This is a genomic window from Caulobacter sp. 10L414, assembly GCF_056395525.1.
This window is the reverse complement of record NZ_JBFTJR010000004.1, coordinates 36,448-52,193: the sequence shown is the minus strand read 5'-3', so window position 1 is coordinate 52,193 and position 15,746 is coordinate 36,448. Positions and strand designations below refer to the sequence as shown.

At 69.8% G+C, this 15,746-nt stretch carries 15 protein-coding genes and 1 riboswitch; of the genes, 7 read left to right on the top strand and 8 right to left on the bottom strand.

Features of this window, described 5'->3' with window-relative positions; translation table 11 throughout:
• The first annotated feature begins 326 nt into the window (after positions 1-326).
• The 3 genes from AC1DCG_RS02380 to AC1DCG_RS02370 are packed head-to-tail and all read left to right on the top strand — an operon-like array spanning position 327 to position 1,999.
• Positions 327-1,070 carry a 2OG-Fe(II) oxygenase family protein gene (locus AC1DCG_RS02380; RefSeq protein WP_477029555.1) on the top strand — a complete coding sequence of 248 codons (744 nt, stop codon included), beginning with the start codon at positions 327-329 and terminating at the stop codon, positions 1,068-1,070.
• A complete protein-coding gene (locus tag AC1DCG_RS02375) occupies positions 1,067-1,621 on the top strand; it encodes a hypothetical protein (RefSeq protein WP_477029554.1) in 555 nt (184 codons plus the stop codon). The genes AC1DCG_RS02380 and AC1DCG_RS02375 overlap by 4 nt, the downstream gene beginning before the upstream one ends.
• A 24-nt stretch (positions 1,622-1,645) precedes the next feature.
• Positions 1,646-1,999: a potassium channel family protein gene (locus AC1DCG_RS02370; RefSeq protein ID WP_477029553.1), complete on the top strand. Its 354-nt coding sequence runs from the start codon at positions 1,646-1,648 to the stop codon at positions 1,997-1,999.
• On the opposite strand, the gene AC1DCG_RS02365 is transcribed toward AC1DCG_RS02370, so the two are convergent.
• The 7 genes from AC1DCG_RS02365 to AC1DCG_RS02335 all read right to left on the bottom strand — a co-directional run bounded on the left by AC1DCG_RS02365 (position 1,996) and on the right by AC1DCG_RS02335 (position 10,103).
• Positions 1,996-2,580 (bottom strand): SRPBCC family protein, encoded by a 585-nt coding sequence (locus tag AC1DCG_RS02365; RefSeq protein ID WP_477029552.1) that lies wholly within the window; start codon positions 2,578-2,580, stop codon positions 1,996-1,998. The two genes, AC1DCG_RS02370 and AC1DCG_RS02365, sit on opposite strands and share 4 nt — an antisense overlap.
• Before the next feature lie 60 nt (positions 2,581-2,640).
• Positions 2,641-3,255 (bottom strand): peptidylprolyl isomerase, encoded by a 615-nt coding sequence (locus AC1DCG_RS02360; protein WP_477029551.1) that lies wholly within the window; start codon positions 3,253-3,255, stop codon positions 2,641-2,643.
• A 62-nt stretch (positions 3,256-3,317) separates the two neighbouring features.
• Complete coding sequence (locus tag AC1DCG_RS02355) at positions 3,318-3,530, bottom strand: hypothetical protein (protein WP_165259356.1); 213 nt, start codon at positions 3,528-3,530, stop codon at positions 3,318-3,320.
• A gap of 44 nt (positions 3,531-3,574) precedes the next feature.
• The gene (locus AC1DCG_RS02350) at positions 3,575-7,180 is read right to left on the bottom strand and encodes a hydantoinase B/oxoprolinase family protein (RefSeq protein ID WP_477029550.1); all 3,606 of its coding nucleotides are present in this window, start codon (positions 7,178-7,180) and stop codon (positions 3,575-3,577) included.
• Positions 7,181-7,238: 58 nt separating this feature from the next.
• Positions 7,239-7,814: a TMEM165/GDT1 family protein gene (locus AC1DCG_RS02345; protein WP_477029549.1), complete on the bottom strand. Its 576-nt coding sequence runs from the start codon at positions 7,812-7,814 to the stop codon at positions 7,239-7,241.
• A gap of 90 nt (positions 7,815-7,904) precedes the next feature.
• A riboswitch (yybP-ykoY riboswitch) is annotated at positions 7,905-8,018 on the bottom strand.
• Between the two features lie 247 nt (positions 8,019-8,265).
• Positions 8,266-9,003: a DUF2793 domain-containing protein gene (locus AC1DCG_RS02340; protein ID WP_477029548.1), complete on the bottom strand. Its 738-nt coding sequence runs from the start codon at positions 9,001-9,003 to the stop codon at positions 8,266-8,268.
• A 92-nt stretch (positions 9,004-9,095) separates the two neighbouring features.
• Complete coding sequence (locus AC1DCG_RS02335) at positions 9,096-10,103, bottom strand: NAD(P)H-dependent flavin oxidoreductase (RefSeq protein ID WP_477029547.1); 1,008 nt, start codon at positions 10,101-10,103, stop codon at positions 9,096-9,098.
• A gap of 181 nt (positions 10,104-10,284) precedes the next feature.
• On the opposite strand from AC1DCG_RS02335, the gene AC1DCG_RS02330 reads away from it, so the two are divergent.
• The 4 genes from AC1DCG_RS02330 to AC1DCG_RS02315 all read left to right on the top strand — a co-directional run bounded on the left by AC1DCG_RS02330 (position 10,285) and on the right by AC1DCG_RS02315 (position 15,057).
• On the top strand, positions 10,285-11,727 hold the full coding sequence (locus tag AC1DCG_RS02330) for a methylmalonyl-CoA mutase family protein (protein WP_477029643.1): 1,443 nt from the start codon (positions 10,285-10,287) through the stop codon (positions 11,725-11,727).
• A gap of 3 nt (positions 11,728-11,730) precedes the next feature.
• Positions 11,731-13,887 carry a methylmalonyl-CoA mutase gene (scpA, locus tag AC1DCG_RS02325; RefSeq protein WP_477029546.1) on the top strand — a complete coding sequence of 719 codons (2,157 nt, stop codon included), beginning with the start codon at positions 11,731-11,733 and terminating at the stop codon, positions 13,885-13,887.
• A 118-nt stretch (positions 13,888-14,005) separates the two neighbouring features.
• Positions 14,006-14,437 (top strand): hypothetical protein, encoded by a 432-nt coding sequence (locus tag AC1DCG_RS02320; protein WP_477029545.1) that lies wholly within the window; start codon positions 14,006-14,008, stop codon positions 14,435-14,437.
• Between the two features lie 44 nt (positions 14,438-14,481).
• Positions 14,482-15,057: a Uma2 family endonuclease gene (locus tag AC1DCG_RS02315; protein WP_477029544.1), complete on the top strand. Its 576-nt coding sequence runs from the start codon at positions 14,482-14,484 to the stop codon at positions 15,055-15,057.
• A 191-nt stretch (positions 15,058-15,248) separates the two neighbouring features.
• Here the strand turns inward: AC1DCG_RS02315 and AC1DCG_RS02310 are convergent, their stop codons facing one another.
• Entirely contained in the window at positions 15,249-15,719 is a 471-nt protein-coding gene (locus AC1DCG_RS02310; RefSeq protein ID WP_477029543.1) for a DUF4112 domain-containing protein, read from the bottom strand.
• Positions 15,720-15,746 lie beyond the last annotated feature (27 nt).

The window sequence follows — 15,746 nt, the reverse complement described above, 5'->3', positions numbered from 1 at the left end:
AAGTCGGCTTGAGCATCATCGGCAATTTGTTCCAGCTTTGCCGGTAAGAATTCGATCAATTGTTGTGTTGTCGACGGTATACGAAAACTCGCGTTCGCCAGTTTTCAACTCAAAAGCACGTAATGGATAACATTGCAATTTGGTAATCCGCCGTCATTCGCCGAAGCCGCCGGCCTGACGCCGTGAAGGCGAGGCGCCCGTTTTTTCGGCGCCCGACATATGACGCCTGTCGGGGGTGATTGAACCGGCGAACGTCGATCTGTTAGCTAGAACCCGTCGTCGCCCTCGCCGCGACGGGGGAGATTCGCCGTGAACCACGCCGCCCGATGACGGCCCTCAAGCCCGCCTTGCGCATCCGCGCGGATCTCGATCCTTCGTCGTACGCCGAAACCTTCGCCCGCGAGGGCGTGGTGCAGATCCCCGTGTTCCTGCAGCCGATCGACGCCGAAGCCGCCGGCGACCTGCTGGAGGCCGTCTCTTCGTGGGCGATCGTCGCCCCCGACGAGAAGAACGAGACGCTGGTCATCACCAACGAGGCTGTCCGCAAGTTCGGCGACGCGGCCGTGCGCCAGTTCCTGCAGAGCGCGCTCAAGCGCGCCTCGCGCGGGTTCTCGTTCATTCACCTGTCCTACCCGCTGCAGGACGAGTACGCGCGAGACCCCTCCCCGTCCGTCCACGCCCTCACCGAACTGGCGCAGAGCCGGGCGTTCCTCGACTTCGGTGCGAAGGTGATCGGCGCGCCGCACGTCGCCGGCGTTCGCGTGCAGGCGTCGAACTACCGCCCGGGCGACTTCCTCACCCTGCATGACGACAAGCACGGCCGCGACACGCGCCTGGCCGCCTTCACCCTGGGCTTCACGCGCGGATGGCGGCCCGACTGGGGCGGTCAGCTGCTGTTCCACGACGCCGACGGCCAGATCGAGCGCGGCTTCATGCCCGGCTTCAACGTGCTGACCCTGTTCAAGGTGCCCCGCCAGCACTCGGTGGCGCCGGTCGCCGCCTATGCCGCCGCCAAGCGCCTGTCGATCACGGGCTGGCTGATCGACGACCCCCAAGGAGCGCCGCGATGAACCGCCTTTCCCTTCCTTCGCCCCGCGCGCTGGTCGCCACCGGCGTCGCCGCCCTCCTGGCGGTGGGCGCGGCCCAGGCCGCAGCTCCGGTCGTCCGCGACGTCGCCCCCGCCCTGAAGGCCCTGCTCGACTGCCGGGGCGTCGCCGAGAACGACAAGCGCCTGGCCTGCTACGACGCGGCCGTCGACTCGATCACCGCCGCCGAGAAGAAGGGCGACGTCATCATCGTCGATCGCCAGCAGGCCCAGGCGGCCAGGCGCCAGGCCTTCGGCCTCGACCTTTCGGCCCTGTCGATCTTCGACCGCGGCGACAAGGCCGAGGAGGTCGACCGCATCGCGGGCGAGGTGACCAAGGCCGTCCGCGGCGCCGACGGCCGCTGGATCCTGACCCTCGCCGACGGCGCGACCTGGCGCCAGGCCGACGACCGCTCGCTGTCCTCGCCGCCCAAGGCGGGCTCGAAGGTCGAGATTCGCAAGGCCGCCGCCGGCAGCTACCTGATGAACATCGACGGACAGACCGCCGTCCGCGCGCGGCGGGTCGTCGGTCCCTGACAGCATAGGCCGGGAGGCCAGCAGATGATGAAATACCTCGACACGGTTCGCGAACTGCTCGTCGCCTATCTCGTCATCCTGCTGGCCGCCGCCGGCGCCTATGCGTTCTTCGAGGGCAAGTCGTATCTCGACGCCATCTGGTGGGCCTGCGTGACGGCCACCACGGTCGGCTATGGCGACTTCTACCCGGCCACGCCCGGCGGACGGGTGGTCGCCGTGCTGCTGATGCACGTCACCCTTCTGCTGATCCTGCCGCTGCTGATCGGCACCATCTGCTCGCGCTGCATCAAGGACGCCAACGAGTTCAGCCACGCCGAGCAGGAAGAGATCAAGGCGACGCTGGCGCGGCTGGAGGCCAAGCTGGCGGAAAAGGACTAGGTCGCTTCGAGACACGCCTCGCGCAGTCGGACCAGGGCCTTGGGCGTGTCCTTGCGGAGCCCGGCGCGCAGCAGCGCCTTGGGGATCGCCCAGTCCACCGACAGGCGATTTTCATAGAACACCCGCGTGCCGGCCCCGCCGTTCAGGGGCTCCAGCCGCCATTGCCCCTCCTCGGCCCTGAGGTCGCCTTCGACCAAGCGGAACCGGATGCGTCGGCGCATCTCGTAGTCCGATCGAAACACGATGCGCATGCGGGGAAAGAACAGGCTCTTGCGCGTGATATGTTCACGCACGTCCCAGCCTCGCTTCTGATCGCCCGACAACACCGCGCAGCGTTCAAGGTTGGTGATCATCCGCGCCGCGCTCGCGCAATCTGTCAGCACCGCCCATACCCTGTCTGGCGACGCGGGGATGTCGACGACTCCACGAACCTGGCCGCCGGTCGCGCCAGCCGGATCGGGCGAGACCTCGGCATGGGCCTCGCCACGCGCCAGCGTCGCCTGGGCCTGCGGCGACAGTTCGAAGGCCCAGGCCGGCGAAGCACCGAAGAAGGCCAGGATCAGGATCGATAGCGTCCGCAACCGCGCCTCCGGGAAAGCCCCAAAGGCAGCTACGTGTCCGACAGGCGATCAGATGCGAGCCTAGCCCACCCGCTTCATGCTCAGGATCTGGACGGGCGCCTTCAGCATCTCGTCCTTCATCGCCTCGGTGTAGGCGGGGCCGCCGGTCGGCATGGCAAGGATCTTCTTCACGATCGGCAGGCCCTCAACGACAGTCCCAAAGGCGGCGAAGCCCAGATTGTCCCCTTTCGCGCCCGGATGGGCGTCGAGATACGGCATGGCGCTGGCGCAGATGAAGAAGTCGCACGTGGCCGTGCCCGGCGCGTTGCGGGCCATCGAGATCACGCCCGGCTTGTGGCGGATGCCGGTCTTGGTCGTGCTCTCGTGGGCGATCGGCGCGAAGCGGCGCGCGCGCGGCGGCGGCGCGCCCTGGATCGAGCCCGCCCCCTTCACGCCCTTGGTGCGCGAGGCGCGATAGAAGGTCCCGCCGTCGTACTTCTTGGCGTCCACATAGCGCAGGAAGTTGGCCGAGGTGATCGGCGCCTTCTTGTCCTCCAGCTCCACCACGATCAGGCCAGCGCTGGTCTGGATGGCCACGCGCGGCTTGCCGGCGGCCAGGGCCAGGCCCGGCGCGGCGACCAGCAGGCCGGCGACGCCGATCAGGGTGCGGCGGGCGATAAGGGGGGCGCGGCTCATGCTGGTGACGTCTCCTGTGGCGCCCTGCTGGCTTAGCGGCCCCGCGCCGCGCCGTCGACCGCTCAGAACGGCCCGCGGGTCACCCGGTCATAGGCCCATCGCAGCAGCAGGCTGCGTACGGCCCAGGCCAGTCCGGCGAAGACGGCCACGCCCAAGACGAGCAGGACCATGATGATCCGTCCCTCGGCGTCGCCCTCGGCCACGAAGAACACGCGCATCAGGACGGGAAAGCCAACGGCCCCCAGCGTCGCGCCGAAGGCCTTGAGGAAGGACATGCCCGGACCATCCGGTTCTTTCAGCAACCGCCCCACGATCGTGCTCAGGCCTTGCCCCAGCCGCCGCCGCCCGGCGTCTCGATGACCACGCGATCCCCTGCGCCGACCTGGGCCTCGTCGGTGGCGGCCAGGGCCTGCACGCTCCCGTCGGCCCGCTCGATCCGCGCAAGGCCCAGCGCGCCGCTGGCCCCGCCGTGCAGGCCGAACGGCGGCACGCGGCGGCGGTTGGACAGCAGGGTCACGGTCATAGGCTCGCGGAAGCCGATGGTGCGCACCACCCCGTCGCCCCCGTGATGCTCGCCCGCGCCACCCGAGCCGCGCCGGATCGAGAAGGCCTCGACCCGCACCGGATAGCGGGTTTCCAGCACCTCGGGATCGGTCAAGCGGCTGTTGGTCATGTGGGTCTGCACCGCGTCGGCGCCGTCGAAATCCGGCCCTGCGCCGGCTCCGCCGCAGATGGTCTCGTAGTACTGCCGCCGTTCGTCGCCGAAGGTGAAGTTGTTCATCGTGCCCTGCGCGGCCGCCATCACGCCCAGCGCGCCATAGAGCGCGTCGACCACCACCTGGCTGGTCTCGACATTGCCGGCCACCACCGCCGCCGGATAGCGGGGTTTCAGCATCGAGCCCTCGGGAATGACCAGCTCGACGGGCCGCAGGCAGCCGTCGTTCATCGGGATCTCGTCGTCCACCAGGGTGCGGAAGACGTACAGCGCCGCCGCCCGGCAGATCGAGGCCGGGGCGTTGAAGTTGGTCGGCACCTGGTCGCTGGTGCCGGTGAAGTCGACCCGCGCCGTGCGGGCGGTCTGGTCGACGGCGATGGCGACCTTCACCACGCTGCCGTCGTCGAGCTCGTAGGCGAAGGCGCCGTCCGACAGCTTGGCCAGCACGCGGCGCACGGCCTCCTCGGCGTTGTCCTGCACGTGGGCCATGTAGGCCTCGACCACGTCCTGGCCGAACTCGGCGACAAGGCCGGTCAGGCTTTCCGCGCCGCGCGCGCAGGCAGCCACCTGGGCCTTCAGGTCGCCGATGTTCTGGTCGGGATTGCGCGCCGGCCACTTGCCGCCAGCCAGCAGCGCCCGCGTCTCGGCCTCCAGGAACCGCCCGCCCTCGACCAGCAGGAAGTTCTCGATGAGGACGCCCTCCTCCTCGACCGTCTTGCTGCCGGGCGGCATCGAGCCCGGGGTGATCCCGCCGATATCGCCCTGGTGGCCGCGCGCGGCGACGTAGAACAGCAGAGCCCCGGCCGCGTCGAACACCGGCATGACCACCGTCACGTCCGGCAGGTGGGTGCCGCCGGCATAGGGGGCGTTCAGCATGTAGACGTCGCCGGGCTTCATGCCCCGGCCGTCACCGCTGCGGCCATCACGGATGGCGCGCACGCTGTCGCCCATCGAACCCAGGTGCACGGGCATGTGCGGGGCGTTGGCGATCAGGTTGCCGTCGCGGTCGAACAGGGCGCAGGAGAAGTCGAGCCGCTCCTTGATGTTCACCGAATAGGCGGTGTTCTGCAGGGCGAAACCCATCTCCTCGGCCACGGCCATGAAGAGGTTGTTGAACACCTCCAGCATCACCGGGTCGGCCTCGGTTCCGGCCGCCCGGCGCGGGGCCAGGGCCTCGACGCGGTCGAGGATCAGGTTGTGATGCGCATCGACGCGGGCCCGCCAGCCGGGCTCGACCACAGTGGTGCCGGTGGCCTCGCGGATGATCGCCGGCCCGGCCACCTCGGCCCCGATCAACAAGCCGGCGCGGTCGAGCACCGGCGCATCATGGGCCTCGCCGGCCAGCCGCGCGGGCACGACGGCCAGCACGCCGCCCGCCCCGCCCTGCCCGACGCCCAGATCGGGCGCGGCGCCGGCGTCGGCATGGCCGATCGCCTCGACGCTCAGGGTCTCGACCACCAGCGGCGTCGCCGGCGAGACGAAGCCGAAGCGGCGCTGATGCAGCGCCTCGAACGCCGCCTTTACGCCTTCCGCGTCCGTCAGCGGCACCCGCAGCGGCGTGTCGGTGCCGGCGTACTTCACCAGCAGGGCCGCTTCTGTCTCGACCGTCACCAGCGGCGCATCCTGGGCGCGCAGCGCGGCCTGCGCCTCCGCCGCCAGGACGGCGGCGCGGGCCGGCAGGGTCGCGGCGGCCTCGTCCAGGCGCTGCTCCACCGTGGCCTCGCGCAGCAGGCGCAGGTCGGCCAGGCCCATGCCATAGGCGCTGAGCACGCCAGCGAACGGGTGGATCATCACCGTCTTCATGCCCAGTGCGTCGGCCACCAGGCAGGCGTGCTGCCCGCCTGCTCCGCCAAAGCACGCCAGCACGTAGCGGGTGACGTCGTAGCCGCGCTGGATCGAGATCTGCCGCACGGCTTTGGCCATGTTCTCGACGGCGATGGTCAGGAACCCCTCGGCGATCTCGGCCGGGGTCATGGCGCGGCCCGTCGCCGCTTCGATCTCGGCGGCCAGCGCCTCGAAGCGCTGCGCGACCACGTCGCGGTCCAGCGGCTGGTCGGCGTTCGGGCCGAAGACGTGCGGGAAGAACTCCGGCTGCAACTTGCCCAGCATGACGTTGCAGTCGGTCACCGTCAGCGGCCCGCCGCGGCGATAGCAGGCCGGACCGGGATTGGCCCCGGCCGAGGCCGGGCCCACCCGCAGGCGCGCGCCGTCGAAGCTGCAGATCGAGCCGCCGCCGGCCGCCACGGTGTGGATGTTCATCATCGGCGCGCGCATGCGCACCCCGGCCACCACCGTCTCGTAGGCCCGCTCGTACTCGCCGGCATAGTGGCAGACGTCGGTCGAGGTGCCGCCCATGTCGAAACCGATGACGCGGGAAAAGCCCGCCTCGGCCGCCGTCTTGGCCATGCCCACAACGCCGCCGGCCGGACCCGACAGGATGGCGTCCTTGCCCCGGAAGGCCCGCGCGTCGGTCAGGCCGCCGTTCGACTGCATGAAGAAGAGCCGCGTCTCCTGTCCGAGACGCGAGGCCACCTGGTCGACATAGCGGCGCAGGATCGGCGACAGATAGGCGTCGACCACCGCCGTGTCGCCCCGCCCGACCAGCTTCATCAGCGGGCTGACCTCGTGGCTGGCCGAAACCTGGGTGAAGCCGACCTCGCGGGCGATGGCCGCGACCCGGGCCTCGTGGTCGGTGAAGCGGAAGCCGTGCAGCAGCACGATCGCCACCGCGCGGAAGCCGGCGTCGTAGGCGGCCTGCAGCCCCTCGCGGGCGGCGGCCTCGTCCAGCGGGCGCACCACCTCGCCGTCGACGCCGACGCGCTCGTCGATCTCGACGACCTGGGTGTAGAGCGCCTCGGGCTTGACGATGTTGCGGTCGAACAGCTTGGGCCGGGCCTGCTGGCCGATGCGCAGGGCGTCGGCGTGACCCTTGGTGATCGCCAGCACCGTCGGCTCGCCCTTGCGCTCGAGCAGGGCGTTGGTGGCCACCGTGGTGCCCATCTTCACCGCCACGGCCGTCCCGCCGCCGCCCTGTTCAAGCAGGGCGCGAACGCCCGCGACGGCGGCGTCCTCGTACTGCTCGGGATTTTCCGACAGCAGCTTGTGGGTGACGAGGCGTCCGTCGGGCCGGCGGGCGACGATGTCGGTGAAGGTGCCGCCGCGATCGATCCAGAATTCCCAACCGGTCGCGCGCGGGTCTTCGAGAGTCATGGGGCGGGGGCTCCGGATCACTTCGACCCGTGAATAGCTCCCGCCCCCGCCTACGTCATTACTTGAAGAGACCCAGCAGGCTGGCGATCCCCCAAAGGCCGATCCCGAGGAAGATCAGCGCCGCGCCGATGCGCACATACTTCAGCGGCACGATCCTGGTCGCCGCCTCGCCCAGGTACACGGCCGGCACGTTGGCCAGCATCATGCCCAGCGTGGTGCCGGCGGCCACCATGACGACGTTGTGGAACTGGGCGCCCAGGGCCACCGTGGCGATCTGGGTCTTGTCGCCCATCTCGACCAGGAAGAAGGCGACGGCCGTGGTGGCGAACACGCCGTAGCGCCCGACCGCGCCGCCATCCTCGTCGTCGGCCTTGTCGGGGATCAGCGCCCACCCGGCCATGGCGATGAACGAGATGGCGATCAGCCATTGGAACCAGGCGCCCTGCAGGTACTGGGCGACCAGCGAACCGGCCAGCGCCGCCAGGGCGTGGTTCAGCAGGGTGGCGACCAGGATGCCCAGAATGATCGGGATCGGCTTCTTGAACCGCGTGGCCAGGATGATGGCCAGAAGCTGGGTCTTGTCGCCGATTTCGGCGATGGCCACGACCAGGGTCGAGACGAGCAGGGATTCCATGAAACACCGTTGCGGGGCCGAGCGCAGACAAGACAACAGCGACCGTTTCCCCGCCCAGCCCGGACGGAAAACGACGCCATTGGTCTCGCCAGGAAAGCTGTCGGTGCTTTCCTCGCCCGCGCCATGGTCCCGAAAGACCAAGTATGTTGACGGCGGGCCCCGCTGATAGGCGCGGGCGGCTACTCCCCAAGGGATGACGGGCGTGTAGCCGCACCCGCCGCCCGGATCAAGCAGAGAGCCATTCGCAAGTTGGGGTGTGGTCGGCTGGCGGAGGGGGGTGGGCGGCTCCCCCGCTCCCGTCATTCCCGCCCTTGTGGCGGGAACCCCTCTGTCAGCCGCAGGTGTGGATGGGGCGGCGTGCTCGGCACGCCGCTTGCGCCTCACATGTCAGCGGAACCAGGGTTTCCCGCCACAAGGGCGGGAATGACGGGCTAACGGGAAGAAGCCCCCCCTACACCGCCGCCGGCGCCTCGAACCGCAACAGCTGGATCGACACCCGCACCTTGCCGGAGACGAAGTTGCCGCCAGCCGCCGTCAGCACCACGGGCGTGTCGGCGTAATACGCCGTCGGCCCCACCACGCCGATGTTGCTGGCGTTCAGCCCCACGCCCAGCGAGCTGCCGAACTTGCCTGTCTCGCCGGCCACGCCGCAGCTGTAGGAGATCGCGCCGGTGACGGCGGCGCTGGTGCGGGTCGAGACCCCCAGCACGATCGAGCGGGCCGGGATCACGGCGGCCGTCGCCACCGAGGCGCCGGTGAGGCTTGCCTCGACCTCGCGGATCTCGACGCGCACGTCGGCCCCGAACGGCGAGCGAGCGGCGGTCAGCCCCTGGAAGGTCGACGAGAGCGCCGCCCAGGCCGAGCCGGTGAACACCGCCACCTGGCCCTCGTCGGCGATCCAGGCGGTGAAGCCGGCGGCGGGGGCGATCGCCTCCCAGGCCCCGGCCTCGAAGCGCATCAGGCTGTGAGCGGAAGCGGAGGCCCAATCGGCGCCGGTCGCGGCGGCGGGACGGATCCACATCGCGCCGTCGGCGGGCGCGGGCGGCTGGACGCTGGTCGTGCGGCTGATCACGCAGGGCTGGACCAGGCCGTCCAGCCGGGCGAGGCCCTCGTTGACCGTGATGTGCTTCTGGGCTTGCCCCGCGGCCACGTAAGGCAGCGAAAGGCGGGGCGTGGCGGCGTCGGACATGAGGCGCTCCTGGCGGTTTCGAACCCGCTCAGGATCGCCTTGCCGGAGCAGCCGGGGACGACGCCGCCTTCGTCCCCGGCGCAATCCCCGTCCTACTCGGCGGCGAAAGCCAGGCGATTACCGGCCGTCAGGGCCGTCTTGGCCGCCAGTTCGGCCTTGGCGTCCTCATATTCCTCCGCCAGCTTGGCGATGCGTTCGGCGACCGGCAGCACTTCCTTGATGGCGCCGATGCCCTGGCCCGAGCCCCAGATGTCGCGCCAGGCCTTGGCGTCCTGGTTGCCGCCCGAGCCGAAGCTCATCTTCGAGGGATCGCTTTCCGGCAGGTTGTCGGGATCCAGGCCCGCGGCGACGATCGACTGGCGCAGATAGTTGCCGTGCACGCCGGTGAAGAGGTTCGAGTAGACGATGTCGCTGGCGTTGGCCTCGGTGATCGTCCGCTTGTAGGCCTCGGGAGCATTGGCCTCTTCGGTCGCGATGAAGGCCGAGCCGATATAGGCCAGGTCCGCGCCCATGGCCTGGGCCGACAGGATCGAGCGGCCGCTGGCGATGGCGCCCGACAGGGCCACCGGGCCGTCGAACCAGGTGCGGATCTCCTGCACCAGAGCGAAGGGCGAGATGGCGCCGGCATGGCCGCCGGCCCCGGCCGCCACGGGAATCAGGCCGTCGGCCCCCTTCTCGACAGCCTTGCGGGCGAAACGGTCGTTGATCACGTCGTGCAGGGTGATGCCGCCGTACGAGTGGATCGCCTGGTTCAGGTCCTCGCGCGCGCCCAGCGAGGTGATCACCACCGGCACCTTGTACTTCACGCACAGCTCGAGATCCTGCTCGAGGCGGTTGTTGGTCTTGTGGACGATCTGGTTCACCGCGAACGGGGCCGACGGCATGTCCGGATGGGCCTTGTCCCACGCCGCCAGTTCCTCGGTGATCCGGGCCAGCCATTCGTCCAGCTGCGACAGCGGGCGAGCGTTCAGCGACGGGAACGAGCCGACGATGCCGGCCTTGCACTCGGCGATGACGAGGTCCGGGTTGCTGATGATGAATAGCGGCGAGGCGATCACCGGCAGGCGCAGACGGTCGCGCAGGATGGGCGGCAGAGCCATGGGACGGGGGTCTCCTCGTTCCGCGACGTCACGCGCCGCGCATGTTAACAGCGTTAGCTTAAACGCCTGTTCATGGGACTTGCAAGCGCTTGACCTCCGTGGCGGCAGGCGCGCAACTGCATCAAAATACAAGAATGCCGCACCGCAGGAGAACCCCGTCGTGAGCGAGGCGCCCGCCCAACTGGCCGACGACTTCGGCCCGCCCGACGAAGCCCTGGCCCAGGCCAAGTGGTTGAAACTGGTCGAGAAGACCCTGAAAGGGGCCGATTTCGACGAGACCCTGACGCGCGCCACCCCGGACGGGATCGCCATCCGCCCGCTCTACACCGCCGACGACGCCGTCACCGTGGCCCGCGACCTGCGCGCCCGCGACATCGACCGCCCCTGGGACCTCCGCACGAAGGTCGCCCACCCCGACGCCAAGCACGCCAATGGCGAGATCCTGAAGGACCTGGAGAACGGCGCGGCCTCGGTGCTGCTGGCGCTGGATCCGGCCGGCCAGACCGGCGTCGCGGTCGGCTCGCGCGACGACCTGGCCCGCGTGCTGGACGGCGTGCTGCTGGACCTCGCCCCCGTGGCGCTGGACGCCGGGTTCCTGGGCCCCAAGGCCGCCGACTGGCTGGGCGCCCTGGCCAAGGCCGCGCCCAACGCGCCGCTGGCCTTCCACATGGACCCGCTGAGCGCCTGGATGCTGGCCGGCGTCAGCCCCGGCCCGATCGAGAGCCACGTCTTCAGCGCCGCCACGGTCGGCGCGCGCCTCGCCGAAACCTACGCGGTGGCCAGCCTGTTCCTGGCCACCGGCCGCGCCGTGCACGAGGCCGGCGGCTCCAACGCCGAGGAGCTGGCGGTGATGGCCGCCAGCGCCGTCGCCTACGCCAAGGCCCTGGTCCGCTCGGGCCTTTCCATGAATGAAGCCTGGTCGCGCATCGTGCTGGGCGTCAGCCTGGACGGCGAGTACTTCACGGGCGTGGCCAAGGTGCGCGCCGTCCGGTCGCTCTGGGCGCAACTGACCAAGGCCTGCGGCGTCGACGTCCCCGCCCGCATCGAGGCCCGCTCGTCGCAGCGGATGCTAGCCCGGGCCGACGCCTGGACCAACCTTTTGCGCCTGACCGCCGCCGGCTTCGCGGGCGCGGTGGGCGGCGCCGACACGGTAGTGCTCGGAAACTTCACCGACGCCATCGGCCTGCCGACCGCCTTCGCCCGCCGCCAGGCCCGCAACACCCAGCTCGTCCTAATGGAAGAGAGCCACCTGGGCCGTGTCGCCGACCCGGCCGGCGGCGCCTGGTACCTCGACACCCTGACCGACCAGCTGGCCCGCGCCGCCTGGGGCGGTTTCCAGGCCATCGAAGCCGACGGCGGCATCGTCAAGGCGCTGGAAAGCGGCCTGATCGCCGATATCGTCGCCGAAACCCGGCAAGGCCAGGAAGCGTCCTTCGCCGACAAGAGCCGCAAGATCCTGGGCGTCACCGCCTTCCCCAACGCCGACGACAAGACGCCGGAGGTCGAGACGCCCGATCCGGCCGCCTTCGCCGTCGACGGTCCCGACCCGCGCCTGCCCGGCCCCGACAGCCGCTGCCCGCCCCTGACGCCCATCCGCTTCGCCGCCGCCTTCGAGGGAGCCTGAGCCGTGAGCAAGTTCCCCGATTTCGCCGACGTCGCCTTCGAGGCGCCCGAGCCCGCCGTCGCCCCCGAGGCCGGCAAGGCCTGGAGCACGCCCGAGGGCGTCGACGTCGCCCCCGCCTTCACCGCCGACGACGCGGCGGGCCTGGACTTCACCGACGGCCGCCCCGGCGTCGCGCCCTTCGTGCGCGGCCCCTACCCGACCATGTACGTCACCAACCCTTGGACGGTCCGCCAGTACGCCGGCTTCTCCACGGCCGAGGATTCGAACGCCTTCTACCGCCGTAACCTGGCGGCCGGTCAGATGGGCCTGTCGGTGGCCTTCGACCTGGCCACCCACCGCGGCTATGACTCGGACCACGAGCGGGTGAAGGGCGACGTCGGCATGGCGGGCGTCGCCATCGACTCGATCCTCGACATGCGCACCCTCTTTTCCGGCATCCCGCTCGACAAGATGAGCGTGTCGATGACCATGAACGGCGCGGTGCTGCCGATCCTGGCGCTCTACATCGTCGCCGCCGAGGAGCAGGGCGTTTCGCCCGACAAGCTGTCGGGCACGATCCAGAACGACATCCTCAAAGAGTTCATGGTGCGGAACACCTATATCTATCCGCCCGCGCCCTCGATGCGGATCATCTCGGACATCTTCGCCTTCACCTCGGCGAACATGCCCAAGTTCAACTCGATCTCGATCAGCGGCTACCACATGCAGGAGGCCGGGGCCTCGGCCGACCTGGAGCTGGCCTACACCCTGGCCGACGGCATCGAGTACGCCCGCGCCGGCGTGGCGGCCGGCATGAGCATCGACGCCTTCGCCCCGCGCCTCTCCTTCTTCTGGGCCATCGGCATGAACTACTTCATGGAGGTCGCCAAGATGCGCGCGGCCCGCCTGCTGTGGGCCCGCCTGATGAAGCGCGAGTTCGAGCCCAAGGACGACCGCTCGCTGTCCTTGCGCACCCACAGCCAGACCTCGGGCTGGTCGCTGGCCGCGCAGGACGTGTTCAACAACGTCTCGCGCACCTGCGTCGAGGCCATGGCCGCCGTGAACGGCCAGACCCAGAGCCTGCACACCAACGCTCTCGATGAGGCGCTCGCCCTGCCGACCGACTTCTCGGCCCGCATCGCACGCAACACCCAGCTGTTCCTGCAGATGGAAAGCGGCACGACCCGCGTCGCCGACCCCTGGGGCGGCAGCTTCTATGTCGAGCGCCTGACCCATGACCTGGCGGTGAAAGCCCTGGCCCACATCGAGGAAGTCGAGGCGGCCGGCGGCATGGCCAAGGCCATCGAGCAGGGCATCCCCAAGCTGCGCATCGAGGAAGCCGCCGCCAAGACCCAGGCCCGCATCGACTCCAATCGCCAGAGCGTCGTGGGCGTCAATCGCTACAAGCCCGAGGTGGCCGACGTCATCCCGATGCTGAAGGTCGACAACAGCTCGGTGCGCAACCAGCAGCTCGAAAAGCTGGCCCGCCTGAAGGCCGAGCGCGATCCGGCCGCCACGCAGGCCGCGCTGCAGGCGCTGGAGGACGGCGCACGCGGGACCGGCAACCTGTTGGCGCTGGCCGTCGACGCGGCCCGCGCCAAGGCCACGGTGGGCGAGATCAGCGACGCGCTCGAGCGCGTGTTCGGCCGCCACCGGGCCGAGATCAAGTCGATCCAGGGCGTCTACATGAAGGAAGCCGGTTCCGATCCCACCACCGCCCGCGCCAAGGCCATGGTCGAGGCCTTCGCCCAGGCCGACGGCCGCCGCCCGCGCATCCTGGTCGCCAAGATGGGCCAGGACGGCCACGACCGCGGCCAGAAGGTGATCGCCACCGCCTTCGCCGACCTCGGCTTCGACGTCGACATCGGCCCGCTGTTCCAGACACCGGCCGAGGCCGCGCGCCAGGCCGTGGAAAACGACGTCCACATCGTCGGCGCCAGCTCGCTGGCGGCCGGCCACCTGACGCTGGCCCCGGAACTGAAGGCGGAGCTGGGCAAGCAGGGCCGCGCCGACATCATGATGGTGGTCGGCGGGGTGATCCCGCCGCAGGACTTCCAGGCCCTGCGCGACGCCGGCGCCGCGGCGATCTTCCCGCCCGGCACGGTGATCGCCGAGGCGGTGATCGAACTGCTCGACAAGCTGAACAAGCAGCTGGGCTACACCCAGGGCGAGGCGGCGTAGCGACCTCTGCACCGTTTCTCCACCGCGAGCGCCAAGCCGGCTGCATCCGCGCGCCCTCTCATCGCCCGATCGCGATAGGCGGGAGATGCGGGTGCACAGGGCGAGCGAGCGGACGACCATGCCGAGGGTGATCGCGGGGGCTCTGTTCAGCCACCTCGCGCCGTCGCTGATCCTGGGAACGGTGTACGACCTGTTCGTTCCACGCCTTCCGCACAGCGGCGCCGAAGCGGAATCCTACGTTCTCGCCGCGCCGATGATGGGCCTGCTGCTCGGTTGGCCTTACCTGGCCGCCGGTCTCGCGGCCTGGGCCCTGCTCGCCCAGATCGAGCGTCACTATCCGTGGGCTGCGGCCCTGGTCGGAACCGCCATCGGCGCGAGTGTGGCCTGGTTCTCGTTCCGCGACGGCCTCTTCTTCGAGATCCAAGGCGCCTGGCCGCTCTGCACCGGCGTCGGCCTGCTGACCGGCCTCGGCGTCTGGTGGATCGCCTACGGCCGGCAATGGATGCTGAAGCCCGTCGCCGAGCCGCCCCGCGGCCGGCTGGTGCTCTGAGCGCACAGCGTTACGCATCGCCAGGCTCGTGCTATCGTTCCCCCATGAACGCCCTGGCCCGCGCGCTCGAAACCTCAGAACCTCACCGGTTCACGCTGGAAGACGTCCTGCGCATGCAGGACGCCGGCATTCTCGACGCCGACGCCCGGGTCGAGCTGATCGACGGGGGGCTGGTCGAGATGGCTTCGGAAGGCGCCGAGCACACGCGCGTCAAGATGCAGATCGCCAAGGTGCTCCTCGCCCAGGCAGGACAGGCGATCGAAGTGATCGTGGACTCGACGCTGCGGCTTGCGGCCACCTATGCGCCGGATCCCGACCTCTACGCCTATGACGCCCTACTGCCGCTGAACACGATCGACGGGCGCAATGTCGGCCTCGTGATCGAAGTCGCCCAAAGCACTGTCGCCAAGGACCTTTCGGTGAAAGCCGACCTCTATGCCGACCATGGCGTGCGCGACTATTGGATGGTGGACGTCAACAGCGCCGAGATCGTCGTGCACCGTAGCCTCAGCGGCGGCGTCTATCGCGACGTCGTGCGCTATTCGGCGCGGGATACGGTGACGTCGCTCGTCCTGCCCCAGCTCAGCCTGTGCCTGGCCGACCTGAAGCCCATCCGCTGACCGACTAGGGCGGATCGGCATTCAATCGCTTGCCCCGATTTTTCACCGAGCATCCCCGCGAAGGCGGGGACCCAAGCCGAGGTCGCCGATAGTCCACGGCCGCGCCCAAGCCTGAACCTCAGCTTGGATCCCCGCCTTCGCGGGGAAAATCGGCCTATTGGGCGTCGCGGTTGGATGAATGTCGATCCGCCTCAGCGTTTCCCGGCCTTGGCCTTCTTCTTGCGGCGCTTGAGGTCGACCTCCTCGGGCGCGCCGTGGCGGGCCTCGATGTCCTTCTGCAGCGCCTTGGCCGCCATCAGGTGGCCGGGGAACAGGGTGTCGATCGCCCAGCCGACGACGGGCACGGCGCTGGTCGAGCTGTCGAACAGCATGTAGCCGGCCATCCGCGCCACGGTCGGCAACGAAGCCTTGGCCTGCCAAGCGTGATAGGCCAGCACGGCGGCCGCGCCCAGGCTGTAGGCGGTGTTGGCGCCCGGCACCCAGGCCAGCACGCCGTCGAGGCCGATGCCGAAGGGACCAACGCCGATCAGCCGGTCGGACAGGCGCTTGATGGTCTCGGCGTTGCGCCAGGCCTTGTGCGCCCGCCGCCGATGGTCGGCGGGGCCCCCATCAAGGATTTTGGCATCGATCACTTCGCCATGCAGGGCGGCTTCGTCGGTCATGTGGTCTCAACGCTCCGCCGCAAGCTT

Excerpts from the sequence above, each read along its gene's own strand:
- AC1DCG_RS02320 (WP_477029545.1), top strand. The coding sequence starts at position 14,006 with ATGCCGAGGGTGATCGCGGGGGCTCTGTTCAGCCACCTCGCGCCGTCG.
- AC1DCG_RS02345 (WP_477029549.1), bottom strand. The coding sequence starts at position 7,814 with ATGGAATCCCTGCTCGTCTCGACCCTGGTCGTGGCCATCGCCGAAATC.
- AC1DCG_RS02335 (WP_477029547.1), bottom strand. The coding sequence starts at position 10,103 with ATGGCTCTGCCGCCCATCCTGCGCGACCGTCTGCGCCTGCCGGTGATC.
- AC1DCG_RS02360 (WP_477029551.1), bottom strand. The coding sequence starts at position 3,255 with ATGAGCCGCGCCCCCCTTATCGCCCGCCGCACCCTGATCGGCGTCGCC.
- AC1DCG_RS02355 (WP_165259356.1), bottom strand. The coding sequence starts at position 3,530 with ATGTCCTTCCTCAAGGCCTTCGGCGCGACGCTGGGGGCCGTTGGCTTT.
- AC1DCG_RS02310 (WP_477029543.1), bottom strand. The coding sequence starts at position 15,719 with ATGACCGACGAAGCCGCCCTGCATGGCGAAGTGATCGATGCCAAAATC.
- AC1DCG_RS02350 (WP_477029550.1), bottom strand. The coding sequence starts at position 7,180 with ATGACTCTCGAAGACCCGCGCGCGACCGGTTGGGAATTCTGGATCGAT.
- AC1DCG_RS02370 (WP_477029553.1), top strand. The coding sequence starts at position 1,646 with ATGATGAAATACCTCGACACGGTTCGCGAACTGCTCGTCGCCTATCTC.
- AC1DCG_RS02315 (WP_477029544.1), top strand. The coding sequence starts at position 14,482 with ATGAACGCCCTGGCCCGCGCGCTCGAAACCTCAGAACCTCACCGGTTC.
- AC1DCG_RS02380 (WP_477029555.1), top strand. The coding sequence starts at position 327 with ATGACGGCCCTCAAGCCCGCCTTGCGCATCCGCGCGGATCTCGATCCT.
- AC1DCG_RS02375 (WP_477029554.1), top strand. The coding sequence starts at position 1,067 with ATGAACCGCCTTTCCCTTCCTTCGCCCCGCGCGCTGGTCGCCACCGGC.
- AC1DCG_RS02340 (WP_477029548.1), bottom strand. The coding sequence starts at position 9,003 with ATGTCCGACGCCGCCACGCCCCGCCTTTCGCTGCCTTACGTGGCCGCG.